The organism is Bacillus sp. TSO22 (genome assembly GCF_020223595.1).
In the GTDB taxonomy this organism is placed as follows: Bacteria; Bacillota; Bacilli; order Bacillales; family Bacillaceae; genus Bacillus; species Bacillus inaquosorum.
Genome location: NZ_JAHAWO010000012.1, coordinates 87,835 through 114,577 on the forward strand (window position 1 = coordinate 87,835; position 26,743 = coordinate 114,577).

The 26,743-nt window shown below is 46.4% G+C and carries 32 protein-coding genes, 1 pseudogene and 1 riboswitch; of the genes and pseudogenes, 18 read left to right on the plus strand and 15 right to left on the minus strand.

Annotated elements, in window-relative coordinates; genetic code table 11:
• Positions 1–101: 101 nt before the first annotated feature.
• From KHQ79_RS14425 to KHQ79_RS14445, 5 genes are all read right to left on the minus strand, one after another.
• Positions 102–641, minus strand: a complete 540-nt coding sequence (locus KHQ79_RS14425; protein WP_250648305.1) for an MFS transporter — start codon at positions 639–641, stop codon at positions 102–104.
• On the minus strand, positions 641–2,071 hold the full coding sequence (locus KHQ79_RS14430; RefSeq protein ID WP_225515764.1) for an FAD-binding oxidoreductase: 1,431 nt from the start codon (positions 2,069–2,071) through the stop codon (positions 641–643). Before KHQ79_RS14430 ends, KHQ79_RS14425 begins: the two co-directional genes overlap by 1 nt.
• A gap of 62 nt (positions 2,072–2,133) precedes the next feature.
• Positions 2,134–2,304, minus strand: a complete 171-nt coding sequence (locus tag KHQ79_RS14435) for a YqaE/Pmp3 family membrane protein (protein WP_003232996.1) — start codon at positions 2,302–2,304, stop codon at positions 2,134–2,136.
• Positions 2,305–2,372: 68 nt separating this feature from the next.
• Entirely contained in the window at positions 2,373–2,681 is a 309-nt protein-coding gene (locus tag KHQ79_RS14440) for a metal-sulfur cluster assembly factor (RefSeq protein ID WP_003224525.1), read from the minus strand.
• A 64-nt stretch (positions 2,682–2,745) separates the two neighbouring features.
• Positions 2,746–3,513: a prolyl oligopeptidase family serine peptidase gene (locus KHQ79_RS14445; RefSeq protein WP_225515766.1), complete on the minus strand. Its 768-nt coding sequence runs from the start codon at positions 3,511–3,513 to the stop codon at positions 2,746–2,748.
• Between the two features lie 120 nt (positions 3,514–3,633).
• Between KHQ79_RS14445 and yitU the strand changes: the two genes are divergently transcribed.
• From yitU to KHQ79_RS14460, 3 genes are all read left to right on the plus strand, one after another.
• Positions 3,634–4,446 (plus strand): 5-amino-6-(5-phospho-D-ribitylamino)uracil phosphatase YitU, encoded by an 813-nt coding sequence (gene yitU / locus KHQ79_RS14450; RefSeq protein WP_225515767.1) that lies wholly within the window; start codon positions 3,634–3,636, stop codon positions 4,444–4,446.
• Between the two features lie 104 nt (positions 4,447–4,550).
• Positions 4,551–4,703 (plus strand): hypothetical protein, encoded by a 153-nt coding sequence (locus tag KHQ79_RS14455; RefSeq protein ID WP_003239346.1) that lies wholly within the window; start codon positions 4,551–4,553, stop codon positions 4,701–4,703.
• A complete protein-coding gene (locus KHQ79_RS14460; RefSeq protein WP_003239348.1) occupies positions 4,704–4,901 on the plus strand; it encodes a DUF3813 domain-containing protein in 198 nt (65 codons plus the stop codon).
• Positions 4,902–4,931: 30 nt separating this feature from the next.
• Here KHQ79_RS14460 and KHQ79_RS14465 read toward each other — a convergent pair whose 3' ends face one another.
• Together KHQ79_RS14465 and KHQ79_RS14470 are read right to left on the minus strand one after the other, a co-directional pair.
• Positions 4,932–5,387, minus strand: a complete 456-nt coding sequence (locus KHQ79_RS14465) for a BsuPI-related putative proteinase inhibitor (protein WP_309247438.1) — start codon at positions 5,385–5,387, stop codon at positions 4,932–4,934.
• Between the two features lie 18 nt (positions 5,388–5,405).
• Positions 5,406–6,248, minus strand: a complete 843-nt coding sequence (locus tag KHQ79_RS14470; protein ID WP_003224514.1) for a YitT family protein — start codon at positions 6,246–6,248, stop codon at positions 5,406–5,408.
• Positions 6,249–6,383: 135 nt separating this feature from the next.
• Here KHQ79_RS14470 and KHQ79_RS14475 point away from each other — a divergent pair, with 135 nt between their 5' ends.
• On the plus strand, positions 6,384–7,235 hold the full coding sequence (locus KHQ79_RS14475) for a DegV family protein (RefSeq protein ID WP_225515769.1): 852 nt from the start codon (positions 6,384–6,386) through the stop codon (positions 7,233–7,235).
• Positions 7,236–7,282: 47 nt separating this feature from the next.
• Here the strand turns inward: KHQ79_RS14475 and nprB are convergent, their stop codons facing one another.
• From nprB to KHQ79_RS14495, 4 genes are all read right to left on the minus strand, one after another.
• A complete protein-coding gene (gene nprB, locus KHQ79_RS14480; RefSeq protein WP_225515770.1) occupies positions 7,283–8,899 on the minus strand; it encodes a neutral protease NprB in 1,617 nt (538 codons plus the stop codon).
• A gap of 135 nt (positions 8,900–9,034) precedes the next feature.
• Entirely contained in the window at positions 9,035–9,328 is a 294-nt protein-coding gene (locus KHQ79_RS14485; protein WP_003239356.1) for a DUF3784 domain-containing protein, read from the minus strand.
• Between the two features lie 19 nt (positions 9,329–9,347).
• Positions 9,348–9,935: an HAAS signaling domain-containing protein gene (locus tag KHQ79_RS14490; protein ID WP_225515772.1), complete on the minus strand. Its 588-nt coding sequence runs from the start codon at positions 9,933–9,935 to the stop codon at positions 9,348–9,350.
• Positions 9,932–10,279, minus strand: a complete 348-nt coding sequence (locus KHQ79_RS14495; RefSeq protein ID WP_003239360.1) for a PadR family transcriptional regulator — start codon at positions 10,277–10,279, stop codon at positions 9,932–9,934. Before KHQ79_RS14495 ends, KHQ79_RS14490 begins: the two co-directional genes overlap by 4 nt.
• A gap of 177 nt (positions 10,280–10,456) precedes the next feature.
• Between KHQ79_RS14495 and KHQ79_RS14500 the strand changes: the two genes are divergently transcribed.
• The 3 genes from KHQ79_RS14500 to KHQ79_RS14510 are packed head-to-tail and all read left to right on the plus strand — an operon-like array spanning position 10,457 to position 12,488.
• Positions 10,457–10,993, plus strand: coding sequence for an SdpA family antimicrobial peptide system protein (locus KHQ79_RS14500; protein WP_225515774.1), 537 nt, complete (start codon positions 10,457–10,459; stop codon positions 10,991–10,993).
• Positions 10,978–11,907 carry a sporulation-delaying protein SdpB family protein gene (locus KHQ79_RS14505; protein ID WP_225515776.1) on the plus strand — a complete coding sequence of 310 codons (930 nt, stop codon included), beginning with the start codon at positions 10,978–10,980 and terminating at the stop codon, positions 11,905–11,907. Before KHQ79_RS14500 ends, KHQ79_RS14505 begins: the two co-directional genes overlap by 16 nt.
• A complete protein-coding gene (locus tag KHQ79_RS14510) occupies positions 11,904–12,488 on the plus strand; it encodes a sporulation delaying protein family toxin (protein WP_003239365.1) in 585 nt (194 codons plus the stop codon). Before KHQ79_RS14505 ends, KHQ79_RS14510 begins: the two co-directional genes overlap by 4 nt.
• Before the next feature lie 45 nt (positions 12,489–12,533).
• On the opposite strand, the pseudogene KHQ79_RS14515 reads toward KHQ79_RS14510, so the two are convergent.
• Positions 12,534–13,431 (minus strand): annotated as a pseudogene (locus KHQ79_RS14515) (CvfB family protein).
• A 98-nt stretch (positions 13,432–13,529) separates the two neighbouring features.
• On the opposite strand from KHQ79_RS14515, the gene KHQ79_RS14520 reads away from it, so the two are divergent.
• The 7 genes from KHQ79_RS14520 (at position 13,530) to KHQ79_RS14550 (ending at position 20,798) form a co-directional block, all read left to right on the plus strand.
• Positions 13,530–14,021 (plus strand): YajQ family cyclic di-GMP-binding protein, encoded by a 492-nt coding sequence (locus KHQ79_RS14520; RefSeq protein WP_003239368.1) that lies wholly within the window; start codon positions 13,530–13,532, stop codon positions 14,019–14,021.
• A gap of 106 nt (positions 14,022–14,127) precedes the next feature.
• Positions 14,128–14,246: riboswitch (SAM riboswitch) on the plus strand.
• A gap of 90 nt (positions 14,247–14,336) precedes the next feature.
• Entirely contained in the window at positions 14,337–16,175 is a 1,839-nt protein-coding gene (locus KHQ79_RS14525; protein WP_119913659.1) for a bifunctional homocysteine S-methyltransferase/methylenetetrahydrofolate reductase, read from the plus strand.
• An 89-nt stretch (positions 16,176–16,264) separates the two neighbouring features.
• On the plus strand, positions 16,265–16,714 hold the full coding sequence (locus KHQ79_RS14530) for a GNAT family N-acetyltransferase (protein WP_133487968.1): 450 nt from the start codon (positions 16,265–16,267) through the stop codon (positions 16,712–16,714).
• Between the two features lie 4 nt (positions 16,715–16,718).
• Positions 16,719–17,570 (plus strand): GNAT family N-acetyltransferase, encoded by an 852-nt coding sequence (locus KHQ79_RS14535; protein WP_133487970.1) that lies wholly within the window; start codon positions 16,719–16,721, stop codon positions 17,568–17,570.
• Between the two features lie 111 nt (positions 17,571–17,681).
• Positions 17,682–18,950, plus strand: a complete 1,269-nt coding sequence (locus tag KHQ79_RS14540) for an MFS transporter (RefSeq protein ID WP_060398350.1) — start codon at positions 17,682–17,684, stop codon at positions 18,948–18,950.
• Positions 18,951–18,958: 8 nt separating this feature from the next.
• Positions 18,959–20,074 carry a mandelate racemase/muconate lactonizing enzyme family protein gene (locus KHQ79_RS14545; protein WP_225515778.1) on the plus strand — a complete coding sequence of 372 codons (1,116 nt, stop codon included), beginning with the start codon at positions 18,959–18,961 and terminating at the stop codon, positions 20,072–20,074.
• A gap of 94 nt (positions 20,075–20,168) precedes the next feature.
• Positions 20,169–20,798, plus strand: a complete 630-nt coding sequence (locus KHQ79_RS14550; protein ID WP_029316808.1) for a YitT family protein — start codon at positions 20,169–20,171, stop codon at positions 20,796–20,798.
• A 44-nt stretch (positions 20,799–20,842) separates the two neighbouring features.
• Here the strand turns inward: KHQ79_RS14550 and KHQ79_RS14555 are convergent, their stop codons facing one another.
• Together KHQ79_RS14555 and KHQ79_RS14560 are read right to left on the minus strand one after the other, a co-directional pair.
• Entirely contained in the window at positions 20,843–21,601 is a 759-nt protein-coding gene (locus tag KHQ79_RS14555) for a phosphosulfolactate synthase (RefSeq protein ID WP_060398348.1), read from the minus strand.
• Positions 21,598–22,284: a 2-phosphosulfolactate phosphatase gene (locus tag KHQ79_RS14560; RefSeq protein WP_060398347.1), complete on the minus strand. Its 687-nt coding sequence runs from the start codon at positions 22,282–22,284 to the stop codon at positions 21,598–21,600. Before KHQ79_RS14560 ends, KHQ79_RS14555 begins: the two co-directional genes overlap by 4 nt.
• 189 nt (positions 22,285–22,473) lie before the next feature.
• On the opposite strand from KHQ79_RS14560, the gene KHQ79_RS14565 reads away from it, so the two are divergent.
• The 3 genes from KHQ79_RS14565 (at position 22,474) to cysC (ending at position 25,059) form a co-directional block, all read left to right on the plus strand.
• On the plus strand, positions 22,474–23,187 hold the full coding sequence (locus KHQ79_RS14565) for a phosphoadenylyl-sulfate reductase (RefSeq protein ID WP_003239382.1): 714 nt from the start codon (positions 22,474–22,476) through the stop codon (positions 23,185–23,187).
• A gap of 106 nt (positions 23,188–23,293) precedes the next feature.
• Complete coding sequence (sat, locus tag KHQ79_RS14570; protein WP_225515779.1) at positions 23,294–24,463, plus strand: sulfate adenylyltransferase; 1,170 nt, start codon at positions 23,294–23,296, stop codon at positions 24,461–24,463.
• Entirely contained in the window at positions 24,460–25,059 is a 600-nt protein-coding gene (gene cysC / locus KHQ79_RS14575; RefSeq protein ID WP_019258017.1) for an adenylyl-sulfate kinase, read from the plus strand. The genes sat and cysC overlap by 4 nt, the downstream gene beginning before the upstream one ends.
• A 28-nt stretch (positions 25,060–25,087) precedes the next feature.
• Here cysC and KHQ79_RS14580 read toward each other — a convergent pair whose 3' ends face one another.
• Positions 25,088–25,894 (minus strand): alpha/beta fold hydrolase, encoded by an 807-nt coding sequence (locus KHQ79_RS14580; RefSeq protein ID WP_119913650.1) that lies wholly within the window; start codon positions 25,892–25,894, stop codon positions 25,088–25,090.
• Between the two features lie 204 nt (positions 25,895–26,098).
• On the opposite strand from KHQ79_RS14580, the gene KHQ79_RS14585 reads away from it, so the two are divergent.
• Positions 26,099–26,737, plus strand: a complete 639-nt coding sequence (locus KHQ79_RS14585; protein ID WP_225515781.1) for a pentapeptide repeat-containing protein — start codon at positions 26,099–26,101, stop codon at positions 26,735–26,737.
• Positions 26,738–26,743: the final 6 nt, after the last annotated feature.

Here is a 26,743-nt window from a genome sequence, read left to right on the forward strand (position 1 = left end):
TCTGTTCAACAAAAAATCCGCTCTGAAAAAATGGCGCTATTGCAGCAGAAAACGTTGATCTCCCGCTTTTCTCAACCGCATAAAAAAACAGGCTGACGCGGTCAGCCTGTTTTCATCATCATTAATCCGCTCAAGAAATAAAGAATAGAGCTTGCATAAAAAATCATTTGTACCGTAAAAAAGTCGGCGAGAAAGCCGCCAAGCATAATAGCTGCCGCTGAAAAGACCGCAGTCCAAAAATGGTAATTTCCAATTTTCTTTCCGCGTTCTCCGCTGTCTGTAAAATCGGCGATCAGCACTTTTTCTCCGTGCTTCTGCATTGCCCCAAAGAGCCCTAACAGCACTTGGACGATATACACTTGAACGACGCTCCCGATATGCGGGACATACAAAAGCAGCACAGCCATGCCCCAAGAGTTCGCAAGCAGAAAATAGCGGCTGTCGAGCCTTTCAGACAGCCGTCCGAGCAGCGGATAAATGAGCGCCCCGCTCAGCCCGAACAATCCGTAGGAAAAACCGAACTGTGTGTAGCTTGAGCCGATGTTTTTCACAAACAGAATATAAAACGGAAAGATTAAGCTGCTTGCGAAAAACACGCTGCTTTGTGATAATGTCAGCCATTTTAATTTGTTTTTCCCCATTATTTATACCTCTGATAAAAATAATTCATAAAGCGCTCATCCGGATCATACATACGTTTTTTCTGAAAAAACGCTTCGCTTTTCGGATACGCCTGCCTCATTTGCGCTTTCGTCTGATAAGTCATATACGGCAGATAATAGCTGCCGCCGTGCTTGATGGCAGCGTCGGTCATGCGCCTGATGATCCGGGCAGTGTCTGCCTGGTCTTCTTTTGAAAAGCCTTCGTTTATTAAAAGCACGAGCGAAAACATATCATCCTTCGCATAAGAGAGGTCGGCTTTTTCATTTTTCTGCACGTAGCGGAGCGTAATGTTCAGCAGGTTCAAGTCCTCGGCCGACAGCGTTTGTCTCAGGTCGTCAATATAGGACGCATACTCCTTTACCGGCACAAAGTATTCTTGCAGGACATCTGTGTTGTCATTGTTTTCATATTCGAGAAATTTTGATTCGGACCGCATGACGTTATTGCGTGAGATCATTGTGCCGTTTTGGCTCAGGAAATAGGATTGCTGCGTGTCCCACAGCCAATTTCTTCCCCATTCATACCGTCTTGACAAACCGAGTGCAAACTTTGTGACTCCCGTATACTCGTCTTTTTTAAGATCGCTGTATGATGACAGCTCATCCTGATGATCAGCCAATATGTAATTCGTGACATACATGTCTTTCAGAAATCCTTTTTTCGCTGTTGAAATTCGCGCCAAATGCATTCGGACATCCGGATCGCCTTTTACGTGCTTTGTAAAATAGTCTGCGTATGTGCTGTAATTCATTTTTTCAGTCTGCATGACATACAGCTCATCATCCGTCAGCTCAAGTGTTACATCAAGAATCACGCCAAAAAGACCGTATCCTCCGATGACTGCCGTAAACAAATCATCTTTTGGAGTGACGGTGACGATCGTTCCGTCCGCTTTTAAAAGCCGAAATGATTTGACTGTATCAATCAGCGAGCCGTAGCGGATATCACGTCCGTGGGCATTGGCGCTGAGAGATCCCCCAATTGTAAAAATATTTTGTGACTGCATGACTTTTACCGCGAGTCCGTATGGATTCACGTATTTCTGGATGTCATTCCACGTCGCGCCGCTTTGCACTCTGATGGTTTTCTTCTCTTGATCAAGTGACAGGATTTTGTTGTAGCCTGTCATGTCGAGAACGATGCCGTCCTCATAATATGTATGGCCGCCCATGGAGTGCTGTGCCCCGGCGATTGAGATCTTTATGTTTTTTCGATTTGCTTCTTTGACTGTGTCAATGAGCGTTTCCTCTTCCTGCCCTTTCACTGTCTGCTTAATTTTCACAGGCATCAGGCGGCTGACATCCGTCATCTCGCTTGTGTCTGTTTTTTGATCTGAATGCACAGAGTACGCAAACAGGGCCGCATACGCGCCTGTACAAAGCGCGAATGCAAGCAATTTCTTTTTCATGGCGCTCTCCCTGCTGTTTTTTTATGACCATTATACCATGTCTGCGTCCTCATTTTTCCAGATTATCTTCTTGCCCGTTTTTCGGCACGGCGGTCGGCGACGATAAAGCAGGCATGAATCGCGCCCGGCAGCCAAAAGATACAGGTCAATATGAGATTCAGCAATGCCTGAAACGGTTTTCCCGAAAACAAAACAGCGAGCGGCGGGCATAGGACAGCAAGCAAGTACATCATTTCCTTTCACTCCTTTCAGCTGTAAAAAAGACAGCCTCACATGTCAGGCTGTCCTCTTTTGTTTTGTTTTATTGAATGCCAAGCGCGATTTTCGCGTATCTGGACATTTTATCTCTTGTCCAAGGCGGATTCCACACAATGTGAACCTCCGTCTCTTTTACTTCCGGAATGTCCGCTAACGCTTTTTTCACTTCATCAACGATAATTGGCGCTAAAGGGCAGCCCATTGATGTCAGTGTCATCGTCACGTGCGTTAAGCCGTCTTCATCCATGTCAACATCGTATACCAAACCAAGGTTCACGATATCAACGCCAAGCTCAGGATCGACAACCTGTTCTAGGGCGCCCATAATGTTTTCTTTTAATGCCTCTTCCATGTTCCCTCACTCCTTTTTTTCTACAGTATAACGTAAATTCAGCTCTTGTTAATAACTTAGTGCTTTATAAGTACGTATCAAACCATTCAATCGTTTTTAACACAGCTGTCCGCGGGACTTTATGGTCGGCGTGCTCATCTCCGATAAATTGGAGGCGTTCCGGCTGCTCGCTGTAGTGGGATTTGATCGTGTCATAAAATTTCCGGGTCGGCGCGTAAGGCACGACTTTATCTTTTACGCCGTGCCAAAATAATAGCGGGCGCTGGCGCAGTTTCTCCGGCTGAAGGCTGAGATCACGCAATTCAAGACGCTCCATCAGCTCCTGCACCTTTTCTTCTGGCACATCGATCTCAATGCCCTGAGATTGAATATGGTCAATCTGCTGCTGAAACAGTTCCACGTAATTCGGGCTCCCCATCAGACTGACGCCGGCTTTTATCCAATCATAAGCAGTCAATGCGCCAAGCGTTGTGATGCCGCCCATCGACGTGCCTGCAAGCCCGATGCGGCCGCCGTCTATCAGGCCCTCTTTTTCAAAATGAGTTTTGAGTACGCCGATCTCTTCAATCTCGTTGAGAACAATGTCCCAAAAATGGCCGGCGAGCTCTTCAACAGCCATTTGCTCTCCCCGTTCGCCATGGTGCAGAGCCTCCGGCAGTACAGCTCTGAAGCCCTTCTCCGCAAGCAGGTAAGCAATATGAAGGTTGTGTTCCTTCGCGCTAGTAAAACCATGTATAAAGATCACAAGAGGAACAGCGCGGTGTCTGTTCTCTTCCTTTACAATATGTAAAAACGGAATACTGGAAACGGTTTGATTTTCAATTTGAATCACAATGTGCCCCTCCTTAGGATAACCATAATCATAAGTGTAACATGTAGACAATAAAGATGGTAAAAAGCTACACTGTAAGTAAGGCAAAACAAGCAAAATCTAAGGTAAAAGGAGCTTTTCATGGAGACAAAACCTTATTTAATCGCATTAGACTTAGATGGAACGCTATTAAAGGATGATAAAACCATATCAGAAAACACCCTTCAGACCATACAGCGCCTAAAAGATGACGGGTATTATGTCTGCATCGCAACAGGCCGTCCGTATCGTTCAAGTTCCATGTACTACCAGCAGATGGAGCTGACAACGCCGATTGTCAATTTTAACGGAGCGTTTGTCCATCATCCTCAGGACGACAGCTGGGGACGGTATCATACCTCGCTGCCGCTTGATATTGTCAAACAGCTGGTGGATATCAGCGAGAACTACAACGTACATAATGTGCTTGCTGAAGTCATTGACGACGTGTACTTTCATTACCATGATGAGCACCTGATTGATGCCTTTAACATGAACACAACGAAGGTGACGGTCGGAGACTTGCGGGAAAATCTCGGTGAGGATGTTACATCCGTACTCATTCACGCAAAAGAAGAAGATGTTCCGGCAATACGCTCCTATTTATCGGATGTGCATGCCGAGGTGATCGATCATAGAAGATGGGCCGCGCCGTGGCACGTCATTGAAATTATTAAAAGCGGTATGAACAAAGCGGTCGGCCTGCAGAAAATCAGCGATTATTACGGCGTGCCGAGGGAACGGATCATTGCTTTTGGCGATGAGGATAACGATTTAGAGATGCTTGAATTCGCCGGCTGCGGCGTTGCCATGGGAAATGGAATTGACGCTGTCAAGCAGATTGCCAACCGAACAACAGCTGCAAATGAAGAAGACGGCGTGGCAAGGTTTTTGAAAGAATATTTCTCCCTTTAAAGGCCGGTCCGTATTAATTTTTCCCACTCATAAACCTTACTTCGCCCCACCATACTATTGAAGACGACTCATCTCGTCAAAGTATGGAAGGGGGCAGTCTCAAAATGGGTAAACGAAGCAAATCCAGAAGGTTTATTCAGCAGGGTAAAGACTCCATCGGGCTACACGCCGCTAGATTTCCATATCGGTCTACATTAGAAGAAGCTCACCAGCATGCCGCGGCACGAGACTCGGCCGAAAGACAGGTTGAATATTAAATGAGAAACGAACTGTTTCAGCAGGCAAAATCATTTGTTCAACAGGCTGTTATGGTGACAAACGGCTTTGAGGAAGGCGATCAGGAGCAAGCGATTCTGAGAGCCAAAAACGCTGTGTCTTCTGCGTATGCCAACTCGACAGATGCGGAACGTCGCCAGCTCCATCAATTTCAGGATCAGCTGGACAAACTTCAATAAAAAAAGGCTATGGCGATTCGCCATAGCCTCTTATTTGACTTCAAACTGCTGAACAGCCTGAACCTGCTTCAGATTCTCCGCTCTGCCCTTAAATGTCACCTTCACCTCGTAGGTTCCGGGCTCAGGGACTTCCTTCCACACATCAGAGAAATCATATGTTTCTCCAGGCTCAAGCGTCATGTATTGAAAAGCCTGCGTAAACATTTTGTCTTTCGAATAACGGTATCTTTCTTTGTTCTCAGAATCATACATGACAAGTTCAAATTTTTGTCCTGTGCTGAATTGAAACTCGACAGCACGTTCGCTTTGGTTCTTCAGCGACATGTTAAACTTGATTTGTTCAGGCTCCTGAATTGCGTCAACAGATAAAACAACCTCTTGATTCTCCATTCCGCCTGATACCTCCTTATCGGGTTCTGTCTGCTCATCTTTCCCGCAGCCTATCAAAAGCAGCACGGGCAGGAGCATCACAAGCAGCCGTTTCACGACTTCCACCTGCTTTCGTCAGTCTTTTCTAAAGAAACCAAAAATCCCAGTCGTTTGAACAATGTTCGTAAATGCTTTCGGATCAACTTCTTTGACGATCTTCTCTAAATCGTACAGTTCATACCTTGTGATGACGATAATCATCATTTCTTTCTGTTCGTTCGTAAAGGCGCCTTTGGCCGGAACAGTTGTGATGCCGCGCACCATTTTTCCGTAAATGGCTTCTTTGATTTCGTCCGCTTTTTTCGTCACGATCATTGCCGTAAGCTTCATGTGGCGGGTGTGAATAGCGTCGATCACCCTCGTTGTCACATACAGTGTAACCAGGGTATATAATGCTTTCTCCCAACCTTGCAATAATCCTGCCGTCAAGATGATAATCCCGTTCAGAATGAAGAAATACGTGCCGACGGGTTTATCCTTCCACTTTGCAAGCACCATGGCGACGATATCAAGCCCGCCTGTCGAAGCGCCGTATTTTAATGTTAAGCCAATACCGACAGCGGAAATAACGCCGCCGAACACCGCGTTCAGCAAAATGTCATGTGACAGGCTTGTTTCCGGCAGGATCCCCATAAACACAGTAGTCAGTGCGACACTTAGAATGCTGTACACCGTAAACGATTTGCCGACCTTCAGCCACCCTAAAATACCGACCGGAATGTTTAAGAGGAACAAGAGCGTTCCTGTCGATATGTAAAAGGGGGCGTATTGCACAATGACGCTTGATAAAAGCTGGGCGACACCCGTAAATCCGCTGGCATATACATCTGCCGGAATCAAAAATAAGTTCAGCCCGGCCGCATTGAGTAAAGCGCCGATGATGACGATGAGTAATTTTTTTGTTTGATCTAGAACCATGGCATGTTCCTCCGCTCTTTCTTCTTTTATGTTTTCCCTAAAAACAAATATTTGAACACGATTTTGGCAAATTAATATGATATAGTTGGCTTAACTCTCTTGATAACGAACGATAACGGAAAGAAGGGAAGCAATATGACAGTTCATCTTATCGCTGACAGCGCCGCCGATCTGCCCCGTTCTTATTTTGAAGAAAACGGCATCGGCTTTATTCCGCTCAGAGTTTCTCTCGGAGATAAAGAATTCGAAGATGCAGTCACGATTGATGCGGATCAAATATTTGAAGCGATGCAAAATGGAGAAACGCCTAAGACGTCCCAAGCCTCACCGCAAACGATTAAAAATGTGTTTTTGCAATATGCCGAAACAGGTGATCCCGCTCTTTACATTGCCTTTTCCTCAGGCCTCTCAGGCACGTATCAGACGGCTGTGATGATCGCCAATGAAGTGAAGGAGGAATTCCCCGATTTCGATTTGCGGGTCATTGATTCCAAATGTGCTTCATTAGGATACGGTTTGGCCGTCCGGCATGCCGCCGATCTCTGTATCAACGGGAATACAATACAAGAAATTGAAACGTCTGTAAAGAACTTTTGTGAACAGCTTGAGCACATTTTTACCGTGGATGATCTCACATATCTTGCAAGAGGCGGCCGCATCTCAAAAACATCCGCTTTTGTCGGCGGTCTGCTGAATATTAAACCGCTGCTTCAGATGGAGGACGGCAAGCTTGTGCCTCTGGAAAAAATCCGCGGACAGAAAAAACTTTTCAAACGGATCATCGAACTCATGAAAGAGCGCGGGGATGATTGGAGCAATCAAACCGTAGGGATCAGCTACGCCGCGAACGAAGAAAAAGCCACTGACATGAAACACTTGATTGAGGATGCGTTCAAGCCGAAAGAGATCATCATGCATTCGATCGGTTCTGCAATCGGCTCGCACGCCGGCCCCGGCACATTGGCGATATTCTTTTTAAGAAAATAAGCAAACAAAAACAGTCAGACTCATATGTCCTGACTGTTTTTGTTTGTTTATTGAATTCCGACAGCTTTATACGCTTTTTCGACTGAAACGGATTGCTTCGAGCCTTCACCGTATAAATCATTGGCCGCTTCGATTGCCGCTTGCTTCATCATGCTGAAATCTGTAGACGCCGTTACATAATATGTTAAAGCCCGATAGTAAATTTGTTCACATGCTTCACGCCCAATCCCTTCAACCTGTACATCGTGGTGCACGCCTCCTTCTGCCAGAAGGTAAGCTGCTTTATTGTGGATGGACGAATTGATATGGACTCCGCCATAATCCTCTGTTCCTGTGTAACGGTTCGAGTAATGATCGGGATTTCCCTGCTTGGATGGGTCCTCTAATGATCGTAATGAATCTCCCGCAATATCCGGGGTATAGACATCCTCGCCGATTTCCCAATCATCACGGTCTGCCATCGACCCCATAATGTCGGAAATGGACTCGTTTAACGCACCGGGTTCTCCTTGATATAAAAGACCGGCGGAATACTGCGTGACTGCGTGTGTGATTTCATGTGCGACAATGTCGAGCGATCCGGACAGCGGCTTAAATGTTGAGCCGTCTCCATCACCGTATACCAACTGCACACCGTTCCACGCCGCATTGTTCCACTGTTTGCCGACATGCACGGTAGACGTAATCCTTGCTCCGTTTTGATCAAAAGAATTTCGGCCAAATGTCTGGCTGTAATAGTCGTAAACGGCTTGCGCATTTGCATGTGCGTCCACAGCCGCCGGTTCTTTAAATACAGATGTGCCGCTGACTATTTCTTTGCCCGTATACCCGATCAATTGAGACAAAAGCGTAAACAAGGTTTCATTCAGGTTCTCCGCGTCAAACGTATTGATCCCTTTTCCCCTTGTTTCGTCCGCCAAATAAAAGCGCCCATTCTGTTCAGTGACTTCAAAGCTTTTTTCATCGCCTGAGACGCCGATTCCTGTACCTGCCGCTTCATGAATGGCGTTAAAAGACTCAATAACCTTTCCATTTTTGGCATCGATGAAATAATGCCAATAGCCAGGCTCAGGTTCAGATGTCGAGATTCTCACAAGGTAGGCAAGATCATATGCCCCGTCGTGCGGATAGATATATAATTCGCCTTTCGGTTCCCCGTCAATATATTCGATTTTCCCTATGGAAGCCTCGAGCTCACGCCGCGCTGTATGTATTGCTTTTTCTTCAGAAATAGACGGTGTGACGGATACGTTTTTTATTTGCGGATGCACCTTTCCAAAGAAACTTTTCACCTGTTTGTTTTCCTTCATTGCGACCGCTTGTTCAAAGCCGTAAATCGGAATTCCTTTGTAAACTTCCGTTAATTTAAAAAACGTTTGTTTTGTCTTTGGATCCTTTATTGTTTTTGAAATGCGAAAATGGCTGTTCGCATTCCCTTTGAGCTTAAAATGCGTTTGATGCTTGTTAAGATAGGAAAATAGCGATTCTTTTTGGGTTGTGTTTTGTGCTTGCTTCGGTGATGACTTTTCGATGATGTATGAAGGGGTTTGATACGTATTGTCATATTTGATGCTTTGATCAGCTGAGGCCTGTGTTACAAAAACCATTTGGGCCGCCGTGCATAAGCCGGCCAGCAATAGAGACGTCTTGGCTATGTTGCGCAAAACACCACATCCTTCCTGTTTTGGAATCTATCATTTTTCTTCATCCTATCAAAAAAACAAACACTTGTATGTGGTGCTTCGTTCTTATTTTCCCAAAAAAGAAGGGCAGAGATATTTCACTCTGCCCTTCTTTTTCTACTCTACTAATTTTTTATTGACATAAATAATAACCCCTGCTCCATATGCCAAAATAAGCGGCGGAATGAGCTGCTCCTGGCCTTGAAACGAGATAAAGCTATTCAGCAAAATGAACAAACCGGAATTCAAGAAAAAGTAGCCTGCTATTCTGGCCAGCCGATCTTTATCCCGGATACGGGCCTCATTAAATCCGGCCAGCATCCACGTTTGTTTTTTGATCCCGACAAAATAGGCAACTACAAAGAATAAAAGCGCGATGACTATTAACAGATAATTAATGCCGATTTCCATATTTGAGCCTCCTACAACATTACTTGACGTTTAGAAAAAGAAAAAAAGCGGCGCAGCTTACTGCAATCAGCAGCAGGACGACGGATGCATTGAGGAACGGCTGCAAAAGAAGCAGCACAGCCAAAAACAGCAAATAAGCCGCACCGACTCGCGAAATCGTGACAATCTCCTTTTGAGAGCGCAATTTGTTTTTTCTGACGCCAGCAAACATCATCAGTTTTTTCCGCTTCCACACATATCCGGCGAGCACCGTTAAATAAACAACCAGCGGCAGATGTCTGTAATCGGGCGGCAGCAGCGGCAGGGCGATAATCACGGCAATGAGAAGGACCGAAAGCCAGCTTTTGCCCAATAAAGACCCCCTCCTTTTCATCTCTCCTCCATCACCCCTCATCGCTTCGGCAAGCTCCTTCGGATGAGAAAATTCGGTTTCAACAGCTTCCTGCAGTTCCTCTTCACTAAGGCCGGCTTTGATTCTGTCTTGTACGAAAGCGGTTATATGCCCCTTTAATTCGCAGATGGCGTTTTCTCTCTCTACATCAGGCATATTCGCCAGCTCTGCATTTAGTTCCTCCATGTACCTGTCAATGATGCGCTGTGCATTCATAGCAAATCCTCCGATAAAGACAGTAAGGCTTGATGGGTTTCCAGGTATTTCTCCAGCCGTTCTTTTAACATTTCTTCTCCTTTTTGCGTCATTTTGTAATACTTTCTTTTCGGGCCGTCCAATGAATCCTCCCAAAAAAATTCGATCCATCCTTTCTCGGTCATTCGTTTCAGAATCGGATAAATCGCTCCCTCTGAAATAGCCAGTGCCGAGGTTGTTTTTAAGGATGACGTCAGCTCATAACCGTACATCGGTTTAGAGCGCAGCAGGGAAAGGATGGCCAGCTCGAAAATCCCTTTTCGAAATTGAACAATCCAGCGGTCATTAACTTGATTCGTTTTCATGGTTTAAATATATCGAAAAAACCACTATATATCAATCACATATAGCAGTGAAAAAGGTCCTGTTTTTCCATTTAACAAAAATGGAATTTCTCATACTTTTTAACCTTTTTATTACATAAATGTTTTTATATTATGAAAAGTGAAAAAACGATTCTTGAGGTTAAAAGGAGCAGTCGAATGCAGAAATCGATATCATTTTTCGTCATTTTTTCAGTCCTTTGGGGCTCGTTATTTCTGTTTTCTATTATTGGCAGCTTAGGGACAACCCCTATTCCGCTGACAAAGGACGCCAAATTTCTTATGTCCAGCGTCATCCCTCAGGGCTGGGGCTTTTTCAGCAAAAATCCGCGTGATACTGCGATCGGATTATATGAGGATGGAGATGCCAGCGCCAAGGTCAGATGGCCCAATATGAGGGCTGATAATCTATTCGGCCTGTATCGGTATGGGAGATCTCAAGGCGTTGAAATGGGCGTCATCTACAGCCAAGTCGGCAAGGAACAGTGGACAGTATGTAAAGAAAAGGACCTCGGCGCCTGCAAAAGCAAAGCCAAAACCGTGCAATTAAAAACACCCGCTCCCCGCCCGCTGCTTTGCGGCAGCTACTTTTTGACGAAAGAGGATATTGTTCCTTGGAGCTATTCTAAATACACCCCTTCGTCTTATCAGGTAAAAAGCATAGTCAAGGTTGTGATCTCATGCTCGAAAACATAAAACAGACCATCACCGGATGGGACGAAAGAAACCCGTGGACAAATGTATACGGCCTCGCGCGAAGCATCATTGCGCTATCCAGCCTGCTGACGCTGCTCGTCAATCATCCGAGTCTCATCATGAAGCCAGCCAGCGGAATCAGCAGTTATCCTGCTTGTAAAATGAATCTCAGTCTCTTTTGCCTCGGCGAAAATAACTATATGATGTTAAATCTTCTCAGATGGGTCTGCATTGTCATTCTGGTGCTTGTCGTGATTGGCTGGCGCCCTAGAATCACCGGGGTTCTCCATTGGTATGTGAGTTACAGCCTGCAGTCATCGTTAATCGTCATCGACGGAGGCGAGCAGGCAGCAGCTGTCATGACCTTTTTATTGCTCCCCATCACGCTGACCGATCCGAGAAAATGGCATTGGAGCACGAGTCCTCTAGAGGACAAAAGAACACTTGGAAAAATTGCAGCTTTTATTTCTTATTTTGTGATCAGAATCCAAGTGGCGGTGCTTTATTTTCACTCTACCGTCGCTAAGCTGTCTCAGCAGGAATGGGTGGACGGAACAGCCGTCTATTATTTCGCCCAGGAAAAAACCATCGGCTTTAACGGCTTTTTTCAGGCGTTAACGAAGCCATTTGTGACAAGTCCGTTCGTGGTGATTCCGACATGGGGGACGCTGTTGGTTCAGATTGTCATCTTTGCGGCGCTGTTCGCGCCGAAGAAGCATTGGAGATTGATTTTGATCATCGCTGTTTTTATGCATGAGATTTTTGCAGTCATGCTGGGCCTCATCAGTTTCTCGCTTATCATGGCCGGCATTTTGATATTGTATCTCACTCCTATCGATTCCACGATTCAATTTACATATATTCGCAGACTGTTGTGGAATAAAAAACAAAAGAAGGGAGAGGTTTCAGTTTGAAGAAGGCGTTTCTAGTGTTTTTGTCGGTTGTATTGGTGACGACTGTGTTTTTGGTGAAGCAGCAAGAAAGTGTGGCACAGGCAAAGCAGCTCGAGTATTCAGGTGAGGAAATTTTTAAAGGGTTTGTATTTGCTCAGGGGGAAGTAGGCAAACAGCTTCCAGAGGTCTTCAATAAAGCCATGACTGACAAACTCAACACAAAAGAGGCAAAGGCATTTGCCAATCAGGTTGTCGCTGATATTAAAAAAGAGGATGCTGACTTCTTTGATAACCTGAAGAAAGCTGTTTACAGCAAAGATGCATTGAAAGTGGATGAACTGCTGAAAAAAGCGGGTCAAATCGTTGAAGAAAAAGTGGAAGCCGCAAAGGAAATCGCCGCTTCCAAGGATGATACGTCCAGAGTTCAGGCCGAGCTCGTCAACACGGTCGATACCGCTAACTATTTCTATTATGTTTCTTATGTTGCTGCAGCCGGTGCCCTGATTCTGATCATTCTTGCCATTGATATTACGCCGATTGCGATTTCAGACAATGTCGATCGCGAAATGGCAATCAGAACGCTGGTTGATGAATTAAACTAAAAAAGGCTCGCTCTGCAGTCCTGCTGCAGGCGAGCCTTTTTCATGCTATTTTTTCTCGTATGTCCATCCGTCTTCCTGATACACTTTTCCATTTTTCATCAAATGGCCGAGCGCGCGTTTAAAGGCGGCCTTGCTCATGTTAAAACGTTCTCTGATATCGTCAGGCTGGCTTTTGTCGCTGTACGGCATGGCGCCGTTTCTTGTTCTCATATACGTCAGAATGTACTCAGCATCAACAGACATTGCATCCTGTTTTCTCGGAAGCAGCGACATGTTGACTGAACCGTCTTCTTTGACTTGAATCACCCGTCCCGTGACTCTTGAGCCGAGTCTTGGCTCCTCTTTTCTTTCTGAAGGATGGATAAAACCGCGGATACCGTCGTCCGTGATGACGAATGAACCTGTTGCGATCAGTCTGTACACCGTACCTGTCAGCTCTTTATTCATCAAATCTTCTGTGGCGTCGGTAAACAGTTCGCTGATGATATCTTCCGGAGCTGGTTTCGCGAACATGCGTCCCCGGTTTGTCACCTTCAGCATACAGTAAAGCTTATCCCCTTTTTGCGGCCAGACATCTTCGTACGGAGGCAAATGCTCGGTTGCGACAAGCGCGTCCTTAGATAAACCGACATCAACGAAAACGCCCATATCTTCCACTGTATCCACCACTTCGACCCAGCCATACTCATCAGCGCTGATGACCGGAATTTTCATCGTGGCCGCAAGCCTTTCCTGCTGATCGACGTATATAAAGACCTCTACTTCGTCTCTGTCCTCGATATCCTCAGTTATTTCACTGTTATGTAAGAGAATCGTGTCTTCTCCGTCGGTTAAAAAGTAACCGAAGTCAGTTTGGTGATCTATACTCAAGGTTAATTGCTGCCCTGGTCTCATGCTATCGTCCTTCCTGTTCCGCTTATTTTTCTGCGGATTCTGTTAACATTTTTTCCAATCATCACAAATTGATTCTTTGTTCTGTTGGAAGTTTCTCTTTATTCTACTATAATCAACTCATAAGTTAAATGTTATGGAGGTTTTCGTATGGCAAAAGAAAGTTCATTTGATATTGTATCTAAGGTGGAATTGCCTGAAGTGCAAAACGCGATCCAAATCGCATTGAAGGAAATCAGCACACGCTATGACTTTAAAGGAAGCAAAAGCGACATTTCTTTAGATAAAGAGGAGCTTGTCCTCGTTTCTGATGACGAATTCAAATTAAGCCAGCTGAAAGATGTGCTGGTCAGTAAATTAATAAAACGAAATGTACCGACAAAAAACATTGATTACGGCAAGGTTGAAAACGCATCAGGGGGAACGGTACGCCAGCGCGCAAAGCTTGTTCAAGGCATCGACAAAGACAACGCAAAAAAAATCAATACGATCATCAAAAACTCCGGACTGAAAGTAAAGTCTCAGGTGCAGGATGATCAAGTGCGCGTCACTGGAAAAAACAAGGATGACCTGCAGCAGATTATTACAGCTGTGCGGGGTGCAGATCTGCCGATTGACGTTCAATTTATAAATTTCAGATAAATTTTCTGAATCCTATTGATTATTGTCTTTATTTTCGGTAAATTTGGAGAAAGGGAAAAAGCCCGGCATCTTTTGGCATTTCCTGAATACGAAAACTTCATATCCGTTCTTATCAAGAGAAGCAGAGGGACTGGCCCGACGAAGCTTCAGCAACCGGTGTAAATGGCGATCAGCCATGACCAAGGTGCTAAATCCAGCAAGCTCGAACAGCTTGGAAGATAAGAAGAGACAAAATCACTGACAAAGTCTTCTTCTTAAGAGGACTTTTTTTATTTCTCTTTTTTCCTTGCTGAATGTGAATAAAGGAGGCAGACAATGGGACTTTTAGAAGATTTGCAAAAACAGGTGTTAATCGGTGACGGCGCCATGGGGACGCTCCTCTACTCCTATGGCATTGACAGGTGTTTTGAGGAGCTCAACATTTCGAAGCCGGAGGAAATTCAGCGCATACATAAAGCGTACGTTGAGGCAGGAGCCAACATTATTCAAACGAATACGTACGGGGCCAATTATATTAAATTATCGAGACACGGCCTAGAGGATGACATTAAAAAAATGAATCAAGAGGCAGTAAAAATCGCGCGGGCTTCAGCAGGCGATGCGTACGTGCTTGGGACGATGGGCGGCATCCGCACATTTAATAAAAACGCGTACAGCCTTGACGAAATCAAACGCAGCTTTCGCGAGCAGCTGTACCTGCTGCTGCATGAAGAACCGGATGGCTTGCTGTTAGAAACGTATTATGATTTGGAAGAAGCCCGTGAAGTGCTGAAAATCGCGCGCAAAGAGACTAGCCTTCCGATTATGCTCAATGTATCGATGCACGAGCAAGGCGTACTGCAGGACGGAACGCCGCTTTCTGAAGCATTGCGATCGATTGCTGATCTCGGGGCTGATATCGTCGGCATTAACTGCCGGCTCGGTCCTTATCATATGATTGAAGCGCTCAGCGAAGTGCCTATTTTTGACGACGTGTTCTTATCAGTTTATCCGAACAGCAGTCTTCCTTCGCTTGAAGAGGGACGGCTCGTCTATGAAACAGATGACACGTATTTTCAAAACAGCGCATCAGAATTTCGCAAGCAAGGCGCACGGATTATCGGCGGCTGCTGCGGCACCACACCGAATCACATCCGGGCGATGGCGGAAGCAGTTGGCGGGCTGGCTCCGATTACGGAAAAAGAAGTCAAAACCCGGGCGAAGGAATTCATTTCCGTTCAGCACGAGCGGACAGAGCCCGGCCTGAATGAGATCGCGGCGGAAAAACGCTCCATCATCGTAGAGCTGGACCCGCCGAAAAAATTGAGCTTTGACAAATTTCTGTCCGCTGCTGCTGAATTAAAAGAAGCGGGAATTGATGCCCTGACGCTCGCTGACAATTCACTGGCTACCCCGCGGATCAGCAATGTTGCCTGCGGTGCCCTTGTGAAGCAGCAGCTCGATATGCGGTCCCTTGTCCATATTACATGCCGTGACCGAAATATTATCGGCCTACAGTCACATTTAATGGGCCTTGATACATTAGGGCTGAATGACGTGCTGGCCATTACTGGTGATCCTTCTAAAATCGGGGATTTTCCGGGTGCAACGTCTGTTTATGATTTAACATCCTTTGATTTAATCAGGCTGATCAAACAGTTCAATGAAGGACTGTCCCTGTCTGGAAAGCCGCTTGGCAAGAAAACGAATTTCTCAGTCGCCGCTGCATTTAATCCGAACGTCCGACATCTGGATAAAGCGGTAAAACGGCTGGAGAAAAAAATAGATTGCGGGGCCGATTATTTTGTTTCACAGCCTGTCTATTCCGAGCAGCAGCTTGTCGATATCCATAACGAAACAAAGCATCTGAAGACGCCGATCTATATCGGCATTATGCCGCTCACAAGCAGCCGAAATGCTGAATTCATCCACAATGAAATTCCGGGCATTAAGCTGTCTGACTCTATTCGCGAAACAATGGCCCTCGCCGGTGAAGATAAAGAGAAGCAAAAAGCGGAAGGTCTTGCGATTGCCCGCTCCCTGCTGGACACGGCATGCGAGCTGTTTAACGGCATCTACTTGATTACGCCTTTTCTCAGATCTGACTTAACCGCTGAGCTCACTTCGTATATCCAGCAAAAAGATGAGCAGCGCCAAAATATCTATTTGCATTAAACCTAGATGACTGCCTGAGCCAATCGGGCGGTCTTTTTTTATCGCATTCGTGTTACGATATAAAAAATCGGTTTATGAGGAGGAACATCATGCTCGAAGTTAAAACCATTTCCGCGGAAGATACATACGAAATCCGGCACCGTATCCTGCGCCCCCATCAATCCATCGAACAATGCAAATATGAACAGGATCATGCGGAAGGCTCTTTTCATCTCGGCGCGTTTTTTGAAGGAACGCTGATCAGCATCGCTTCTTTCTCCCCTCAAAATCAGCCATTATTAACGGAATCCCCTGCGTATCGGCTGAGAGGCATGGCGACGCTTGAAGGATATCGCGATCAAAAAGCCGGGAGCATGCTGATCAAACACGCGGAGCAGAAACTGGTAGAGAAAGGCGTGCAGGCGGTCTGGTGCAATGCAAGACAACATGTCAAAGGCTACTACGCAAAGCTTGGCTGGGAAGAACGCGGCGAACCGTTTGAGATTCCCGGCATTGGCACTCATATCGTCATGTGCAAAAAACTCGGAACAAGCAGGTGATCTTATGGACGTAATGGATGAGCTGATTGAGCTTCATGAAGAACATGTCCCCGGCTTATTGCGGCTTTGCAAGCAGGCCGGGTGGCCGGATTATGGTGAACAAGAGCTGGCACTGCTGGTCCAGCAAGGGCGCTTTTTCGGTTATCAAAACATCCGCGGGGAGATCATCTCCTGCATCGGCTTGTTTTTGTTTGGCCGTCTTGCTTCTATCGGCCTCGTCATCGTCGACAAAGAATACAAACGGCTCGGTCTCGGGCGGCGGATGGTAAACGCGTGTATCACCCAAACGGATGAAAGCACCGCCATCAGGCTTTGCGCCACAAAAGAAGGTTTGCCGCTTTATGAAAAAGCAGGTTTTCATAAAGCGGGTTCAGTCCGAAAGTACAGCTGCCACAGTTTTCAACCTTTTGCAAAGCACCTTGACGCTGAACTGACATCCTTTAGAGAACAAGACTTTCAAGACTTAGCCGCAGCGGATCTGGCAGCCTTTGGCGGAGATCGATCAAACCTTCTTCAGCAGCTTATTTCCACTTCGGAAGAATGTGTCATCATCAGAAACAAGAAGGGACAGCTGATTGGCTACGGCCTGTCTGTACAGACACCGGCCAATCTGAAATTCGGCCCCATCGTCGCTCCATCATCAGACATTGCTGCACGAATAATCAACAGGCTGGCCGCCGGCAAACAAAGTCCGATGCGAATCGATATACCGGGTGAACACACATCTCTTCATGACAGACTGATTGAAATGGGATTTCACGCAGACGCAGAGCCGCCGCTTATGCTTTACCAGAAAAAGAGGCTTCCTGACCAAAATGGACACCTATATTCGTTAATTTCACAGGCACTCGGTTAACCCTCCTTTTTCCCGAACAGGTATTTTCTGTTCGGTTTTTTGCTGTCTGAACGTTGAATAAACGAAGCCAGCAGGGACATTCTAAGCAGAAGAAAAGGAGTGTGCTCTGAGATGGAATCATCAAAACAAAATAACGGAATGACGATTGTTGCAATCGGTTCAATCCCTTTAATATTAACACTTGGAAACTCGATGCTTATTCCGATTTTGCCAAAAATGAAATCTGAACTTCATTTATCACAATTTCAAGTCAGTCTCGTGATCACAGTATTTTCCTTGATTGCGGCGTTTGCCATTCCGATTGTCGGTTATCTCGCTGACAGATTCTCAAGGAAAATCATCATTATCCCTTGCTTAATTTTGTACGGTGCCGGCGGCTTATTAGCCGGGTTTGCGGCGGGTTTTTTTGATAATGCATACCCTTGGATCATGGCAGGACGGGCGCTTCAGGGAATCGGGGCAGCCGGGACCGGCCCGATTGCGATGGCACTGACGGGGGATCTGTTTAAAGGCGCCCAGGAAAGCAAGGTGCTCGGCCTCGTTGAAGCTTCAAACGGCATGGGGAAAGTGCTTTCGCCGATCATCGGCTCGCTTATCGCCCTGCTTGTCTGGTATGGCGCGTTTTTTGCCTTCCCGGTGTTTTGTATCATTTCGATCGTGCTGACGTGGATTTTTATTAAAGAAAAGAAAAAGGAAAAAGAACCGCCCCCGATCGGAAAATATGCGAAAGGGCTGTTAAGTGTTTTTAAACATGAAGGCAGATGGCTGTTTACAGCTTATTTAGCAGGGGCAACTTGTTTGTTTACTTTATTCGGCATCCTGTTTTATCTATCAGATGTCTTAGAAAAAACATACGATACCGACGGCGTCAAAAAAGGCTTGATTTTGGCAATCCCGCTTTTGGTTATGTGTGTGACATCTTATACAACCGGAAGCAAAATCGGCCAAAAGCAATCATTAATGAAAAAGCTGATCGTACTCGGATTGGCGTTTATGACTGTTTCTTATGCGGCATTGTCTTTCATTGAGAATCTTGTGCTCTTTATCAGCGTTCTCGTGCTGAGCAGTATAGGCTCTGGCCTTGTCCTTCCTTGTGTGAACAGTTTTATTACCGGAGCTGTCGGCAAAGAAAGACGGGGATTTGTGACCTCGCTGTACGGATCGGTTCGTTTCTTAGGGGTTGCCATCGGGCCTCCGATTTTCGGCCGCCTGATGCAATGGTCCAGACCCGGCATGTTTTTGAGCATTGCGGGATTGACGCTTGTTGTCGGCATTCTCGTGATGTTGCTGATCCATGTAAATCAAAACAAAGAAGAAACAAAAGAAAAAGAAGATCCTAAAATGGCTGGCAATCGGCTTCAGCCAGCTGAGGAAAGGTAGCATCCCATTTGAAAATCGAACGGGTTGAGACCTTTCCGCTTTTGCATCGATTAGAAGAGCCGTACGGCGACGCAAACGGGTTTAAACGATATCGAACTTGCTATCTCATCAGAATTGTCACAGAAAGCGGGATTGACGGCTGGGGAGAATGCGTTGATTGGCTCCCGGCTCTCCATGTCGGTTTTACCAAACGGATCAGCCCGTACCTTGTAGGAAAACAGGCCGGCAGCCGACTGCCATTAGTGCGTACGATTCAAAAATGGCATCAACGGGCGGCCTCTGCTGTGAGCATGGCGCTGACAGAGATTGCGGCCAAAGCTGCGGATTGTTCGGTTTGCGACCTATGGGGCGGGCGGTATAGAGAAGAGATTCCTGTATACGCCTCTTTTCAATCGTATTCTGAACAGCCGCAATGGATCAGCCATTCGGTTTCCAGTGTCGAAACCCAATTAAACAAGGGCTTTAAGCAAATTAAAGTCAAAATCGGCGGGGCTTCATTTGAGGAAGATGTCCGTCACATCAATGCCCTGCAGCATACTGCCGGCAGCTCCATTACGATGATTCTGGACGCAAACCAAAGCTATGACGCCGCAGCCGCTTTGAAATGGGAACGCTATTTCTCAGCATGGACGAACATCGGCTGGCTTGAAGAGCCTTTGCCCTTTGATCAGCAGCAGGATTACGCTTTGCTTCGCAGCCGTTTATCTGTTCCTGTTGCCGGTGGAGAAAATATGAAAGGCGCGGCACAATTTGTGCCTCTCCTTTCACAGCGGTGTTTGGATATCATTCAGCCCGATGTCATGCATGTCAACGGAATTGATGAATTTCGGGACTGCCTCAAGCTCGCACGTTATTTCGGCGTTAGAGCGTCCGCCCATGCATATGATGGTTCTCTTTCACGGCTCTATGCTTTATTTGCACAAGCCTGTCTGCCTCCGTGGTCTAAAATGGAGAACGATCAAATTGAGCCGATCGAGTGGGACGTCATGAAGAATCCTTTTACAGATCTCGTCAGCCTTCAGCCTTCAAAAGGAGTGGTTCACATCCCGAAAGGAAAAGGCATTGGAACAGAAATCAATATGGAGATCGTCAATCGTTACAAGTGGGATGGCTCAGCATATTAAGCTGAGCCATTCTTTATTTGCAGACATAAATAATGGACAGCCTCATAAAATGGAAACAGCGGACAAGTCTTTTCATAAAGGAGCAAATGACTTAATGGCTGAACTGCTGACGAAAGCAAAACTCACGTTTATGATTGTCGTAGGCGGCGTGCTGCAGGGACTCGGCATGTCCTTGTTTTTATTTCCGCATGATATTCCGACAGGCGGGGCAGCAGGTATTGCGGTGCTGTTGCATTATCTGTTTCAAATTCCTCATGGCTTTTCAGTGTGGGCTGTGAATGTGTCGATGCTTTTTACCGCTTTAAAATGGCTGGAAATGAGAACATTCACCGGCACCCTCGCTTCGATTACCGTCACCTCTGTCTCGGTATTGATCTTTGATGCGATTTTTCCGGATATCACATCAAACCTGTGGCTTGATCTGGCAAGCGGCGCTGTGTTATTGGGACTCGGCATCGGACTTTTATACAAATACAAAATTTCAAACGGAGGATTTGGAGCTCTTGCGCTGATGATTTCCATTTACCGCGGCGGGAATCCCGGAACAATCCTGCTCATCATGAATTGCATCATTTTTATGGTGACCGCGTCTATTATTGCCTGGGGCATCGTCATTCAAGCCCTGATATGCCAAGTGATATCGACAAGAGTCATCGACTTCATCTATAACATCCGTCTGACTTCACTCCCCTATCTCACGCCTATGTACCGCCATAAAAAATAATAGGCAGAGGCTCTCTTCACGACGAGAGCCCCGCAGCTGCTGTTTTACAAATAAAACGTATCAGATCTTAGCCCTAAACGCAGCGTCTCTAACGCGATCGCATCATGAAATGGGATATTGGCCAAATTCACATTCGACCCGATCCTTTGAATAAATCCTTGCTGGAGCGTTTTGTTCGGCGCTTCAAAAATCAACCGGGTGATATCAATATCCGAGGAAATGATGTCATCGACAATTTGAAACCGGACATCGCCGCTGCTGGAACATATTCCTCCTGTCCCGCTTTCCCTTGCCTCCGTAATCACTTTTTCCGCGCCCGCTTCCATATCCTCAACGATATACTCTAGCCACTCCTCAGAGCTTTGCCGGCTTGATAATTCCGCATCCTTGCTGCCCACCTCACTGAGCACAAGAAATTCATCAGAAAAATCGGCAATATAAGCCGCTTTCTCTTTATTCGTCATCGGGAGCGTACCGTTTGAAATCTCGATATATTCACAGCCGAAATAGGTGCAATACCGATGAAATTCATTCACTTTTTTCTGGCTTACATACTTCTCAAACAGTGTGCCGCCAAAGAAAAATTTAATGTCATGCTCCTTCAGCGCACTGATCTTTTCTTCAAGATCTTTCGTAAGTAATGATGTGCCCCAGCCGAATTTCACAAAATCAATATAGTCGGCCGCTGCGGCTATCACATCTTTGAAAAATTGCAAGGGATAGCCGTTATCTATTAAAATGGTCTGCCCGGTTTCTCTCGGCTTGCTTGTTCTCACTGGCAATTCTAGTGAAAAATCATTCATATCATGACCCTCTCTATCGTTGGAACTTCTCTTTCTTGTTTCACTTTCATCACGAAATCGCCTGTCAATTCTTTTGTACAGTACGCGATGTCTTCCGGATCAAACAATGGCTGGCAGCGGTCAAAAAATTTCTCCGCAACAGAAGAGCGTTTTATTCTTTCGATCGTCTCCGCAGCGGTTACCGCATTTGTCCCTTCAATGATGCCCTTGATATACTCCGCACACGCCATGTCGTCATCACCAGACGGATGGGAAGCAACAATGTTCATGACACAATCCTTTGCGGCGAGCGTTCTCACATGCTCAGCTGTTGTTCTGGCGTTGGAAAATCCGGTCACGAACAGATGCTTGGCGTTCAGCGCCCCTAACGCCGCTGTGACGCCGTTTGTTGTTTTCTGGATCAGGCGCTTATCCGCCATACCCTGCATTGCCATGCGTTTTGGAGAATTATCCAAATCAAATCCGCTGATACCGACCCCCTTTTCCTCTCCCGTCAATACGTAATCCGGATAGGTTTCTTTCAGCGCAAAGGCTTCCTCTGCTGTTCCGGCCAATAATATCTCTTTCGCCCCGCCGATAAACGCATAATGGGCGACCGTAAAGGCTCTGATGACATCAATGACGATGTTAATATCCGCCGGGGCTAGCGAATGATGATGCCCCTGATAAATGGTAATCGGCATAATACCTCTCCTTGGGCATAAAACCATTTTGCTTAAAAGCATATTCAGCCGGTCTCTTAATGGTTCCGCTCCCTCATTTTAGGCGGCGCTGCCCCTAAAAACCCTGAACGTTTATGTGAAAAATGAATAGTCTGCCTATAACTCGATCAATAGATAAGAAAACAGACAGATGCAAACGGGGGGAAAACGTTGAACGAACAAATCATCACATATGACACATGGAACGACACGCTGTCCAAGCAGATAACGGATCAATTGATCGATGAGCTCGATGTGTTGAAATGGGCTTACCGAACATATGGGGAAAAGATTGTGTACGCGTGCAGCTTTGGCGCAGAAGGGATGGTACTTCTCGACCTCATATCAAAAATCAACAAAAACGCGCACATCATATTTTTGGATACAGGGCTGCATTTCCAAGAAACATATGAGCTGATCGAGACCGTCAAAGAGCGATATCCGGGATTGACAATCCAGTTACTCGAACCCGAGCTGAGCTTAAAAGAACAGGAGACGCAATACGGCGGTGAGCTGTGGAAGCATAACCCGAATCTATGCTGCCAATTGCGGAAAATCGAACCGCTGAAAAAGCATCTGTCCGGCATGTCAGCTTGGATTTCAGGGCTGCGCCGGGAGCAGTCGCCTACGAGAAAGCATATTCAATACGTGAATCTGGATCAAAAGTTTAAGCTCATCAAAATTTGCCCGCTCATCCACTGGACATGGGATGACGTTTGGACGTACATCCGCCTGCACAATTTGCCTTATAACAAACTGCACGATCAACATTACCCGAGCATAGGCTGTGAAATGTGTACATTGCCTTCCGCGGACCCGAACGATGAGAGAGCTGGAAGATGGGCCGGACGGGAGAAAACAGAATGCGGCCTGCATCAAGAATAGCGTCCCGGCATGCCCTTGCCATGGAATGATGTTGACGCGCTGCTCGAGGTTTTCAGCCAGCGCAGAAAAGAAAACAAAGGAAACGTAAAAATGGAGGTTGAACACGTTGAATGGAAACGAGCCCCACGGAGGGGTGTTAATCAACCGCTGCGATCCCGCATGCCATTTTGAAGGGTGCACGTGCGAAGCGGAGCTGGATCAGCTTGCACTGAGCGACCTGGAGCTTATCGCGATCGGCGGCTACAGCCCGTTAACAGGTTTTTTGGGAGAAAAAGATTATCATTCTGTTGTGAAAGAGATGAGGCTGGCAAACGGCTTACCGTGGAGTCTGCCGATTACGCTGCCTGTCGGAGAAAAAACAGCAAAACAGCTGTCTGCCGGAGATCGCGTCAAGCTTGTGAAAGACGGCATCACCTACGGCATGATCACAGTCATTGATATATACCAGCCCGATAAAACACAGGAAGCACTGTCTGTTTTTAAAACAAACGACCCTGCCCACCCAGGCGTAAAAAAATTGCTTGAGCGTCCGGATTACTATATCGGAGGGCCTATCGTTGTCAGCCGCCTTCCCGACAAATCCTTCGAACAGTTTTACGCAGCGCCCGCAGAAACAAGAGCGGCCTTTAACAAACTCGGCTGGAAAACGATTGTCGGTTTTCAAACCAGGAACCCTGTTCACAGAGCGCATGAATACATTCAAAAAACAGCGTTAGAAACGGTCGACGGTCTGCTGCTTCACCCGCTTGTCGGAGAAACGAAGTCAGACGATATTCCGAGCGATATCAGAATGGAGAGCTATCAGGTTTTGCTTGATCACTATTATCCAAAGGATCGGGTCATGTTATCGGTTTTCCCTGCCGCCATGCGGTATGCAGGTCCGCGGGAAGCGATTTTCCATGCCCTCGTCCGCAAAAACTACGGCTGCACCCATTTTATTGTAGGCCGTGATCACGCGGGTGTCGGCAGCTATTACGGAACATACGACGCGCAAAATATTTTTCAATCATTCACAGAGGAGGAGCTGGGCATCAAGCCGCTGTTTTTCGAGCACAGCTTTTACTGCCGGAAATGCGGAAACATGGGCACCTCGAAAACATGTCCGCACAGCCCAAGAGACCACATCCACTTATCAGGCACAAAAGTGAGAGAGCTTCTCCGCCACGGCAAAAAGCCGCCTAAAGAATTCAGCCGCCCTGAGGTCGCAAACGTGCTGATCAAGGGTCTTCATCAACAGCCTGTTGCCATCCAGCAAAACAGCGGGGGATTGCAATGACACACAATCCAAACATCATTTGGCACCGCGCGGCAATCTCGAAGTCTGACAGACAGTCCTTAAACGGGCACAAAAGCTGCGCCCTCTGGTTTACCGGACTGTCTGGCTCAGGAAAGTCGGTGCTGGCCAATGCTGTTGATGAAAAGCTTTACCGCATGGGCATTCAGAGCTATGTGCTTGACGGCGATAATATCCGCCATGGCTTAAACAAAGATCTTGGATTTCAGACTGGAGACAGGATTGAAAACATTCGCCGGATCGGAGAAGTGGCGAAGCTGTTTGTCGACAGCGGGCAAATGATTTTAACGGCTTTTATTTCTCCATTCAGAGAGGATCGGGACATGGTCAGAGCGCTCTTTCCTGAGGGAGAGTTCTTCGAAATTTATGTAAAGTGCCCGCTGCATGTATGTGAACAGCGCGATCCGAAAGGACTTTATAAAAAAGCGCGAAACGGAGAGATCAAACATTTCACCGGGATCGATTCCCCGTATGAACCGCCGCTTTCACCCGATTTCATCATTGAGACAGACCAGACATCTATTTCCGACGGAGCTGATCTGATCATTACAGAACTGCAAAGCAAAGGAATCATATAAAAAAACCCGATCAATATCGGGTTTTTTCTCATGTTCCCGCAAACTGTGCAATCAAACGGTTGATCTTCTCTTTTTCTTCATAAAAAGCTCCGTGCCCGCTGTTTACAAACGGAACCAATTCCGACTGTTTGATGCCGCGCTTCAATTCTTTCGCAAAATCAAACGGCGCAATTTTATCCTTTCTTCCGTGCAGGATTAGCGTCGGAACCTTGATCGATGCAAGATCCTTTCTGAGATCCTCGTCTCTTAATGCAATGCCCGAGTGAATCGTCCCGTAGGAGGAAGCCTCCAGCATCAGATTGAGAAACCAAAGTCTGAGCTCCGGAGACACATTTTTCTCAAAAAACTGTGTCCCTAAATCAGCCAGTGTATTGGGCCGATCCGTTTTGAATTGTTCAATCATATCGTCAATATCCTGCTTCCTCATCCCGTACGGATAACCCGGGCGTTTTGTAAATGCGGGCGCCGCTGCAGACAATAAAATCAGCTTGCCAATATCAGCTCCGTCATGCCTTGTCATATAACGGATGGCGATTGCGCCGCCCATCGAAAAACCGGCAAGAACCGCGTTCTCAAGCTGCAGCGTATAAATGACTGCCTTCACATCATCTGCCATCGTGTCATAATCGTAGCCTTCCCACGGGCGGTCAGATTGCCCATATCCCCGTAAATCAATGCCGATAAAACGGAATCCTCTTTTCGGAAGCTCATTCATTTGATATTCAAACATCTTATGATTCAGCGGCCACCCGTGCAAAAAGATGATCGGCCTTCCATGCCCGATATCCTCTACAAACAGTGTCACATGCTCCTCGGTTTTGACGTAATGCCCCATTCCGCATTCCTCCTGTTCCCTTTTCTTTCCCGGCCTGTAACCGCCTTGACGTACAGGAATCTTTCCATTTATGCTTACAAAACAAGCGGGCTTCTGTACCAAGAAAAGGCTCTTCACGATTTACTATATGTATCAAATTCCATAACGATCTATTAAATTGATCCCGGAGGCCTCTGGTTTTCGGGCAGTAAAGGATGTCATCACATGAATAAAACAGTGATTCAAAAACCGCACATACCGGAAAACCTGCAAACCGCCGATTTTTACGAAACCGCGGCGAAGGATGATGTGATCAGCATGCATTTGTTTGAAGATTGTACAATCTGCGGCGAAGATATTGAAAGACTTTGTTTGGAAAAAACGGTATTCAGAAATGTTGTGTTTATCGATGTATCTTTCCGGCATATCGAACTGACCGATGTGATCTTTGAAAAATGTGATTTGTCGAACGCCGATTTCAGCGGGGCTGTCATTCACAGGACTTCAGTAAAGCAATCAAAAATGGTTGGAATGAATTTGGCGGAATCAACGCTGCGGAATGTTTCATTCGAAGAATGCCACGGACATTTCAGTTCATTTTCGTACTCAAATATGAAACAAGTTCGATTTGATCACTGTGCCCTTATGCAAAGTGAGTGCAGCAATATGGCGCTCCAGCAATCACATTTTGACGGGTGCGAACTGGAAGGCGCCAGCTTTACCGGCACGTCCCTTCAAAATATGGACATCAGCACCTGCCGTTTTGAACAGCTTCATGTCTCCCTCGACAAATTGAAAGGCTGCAAAATCGCGCCGGAGCACGCGATTGCTTTCGCCAGGGCGCTGGGAGCTGTCATTGTATAACAAAAG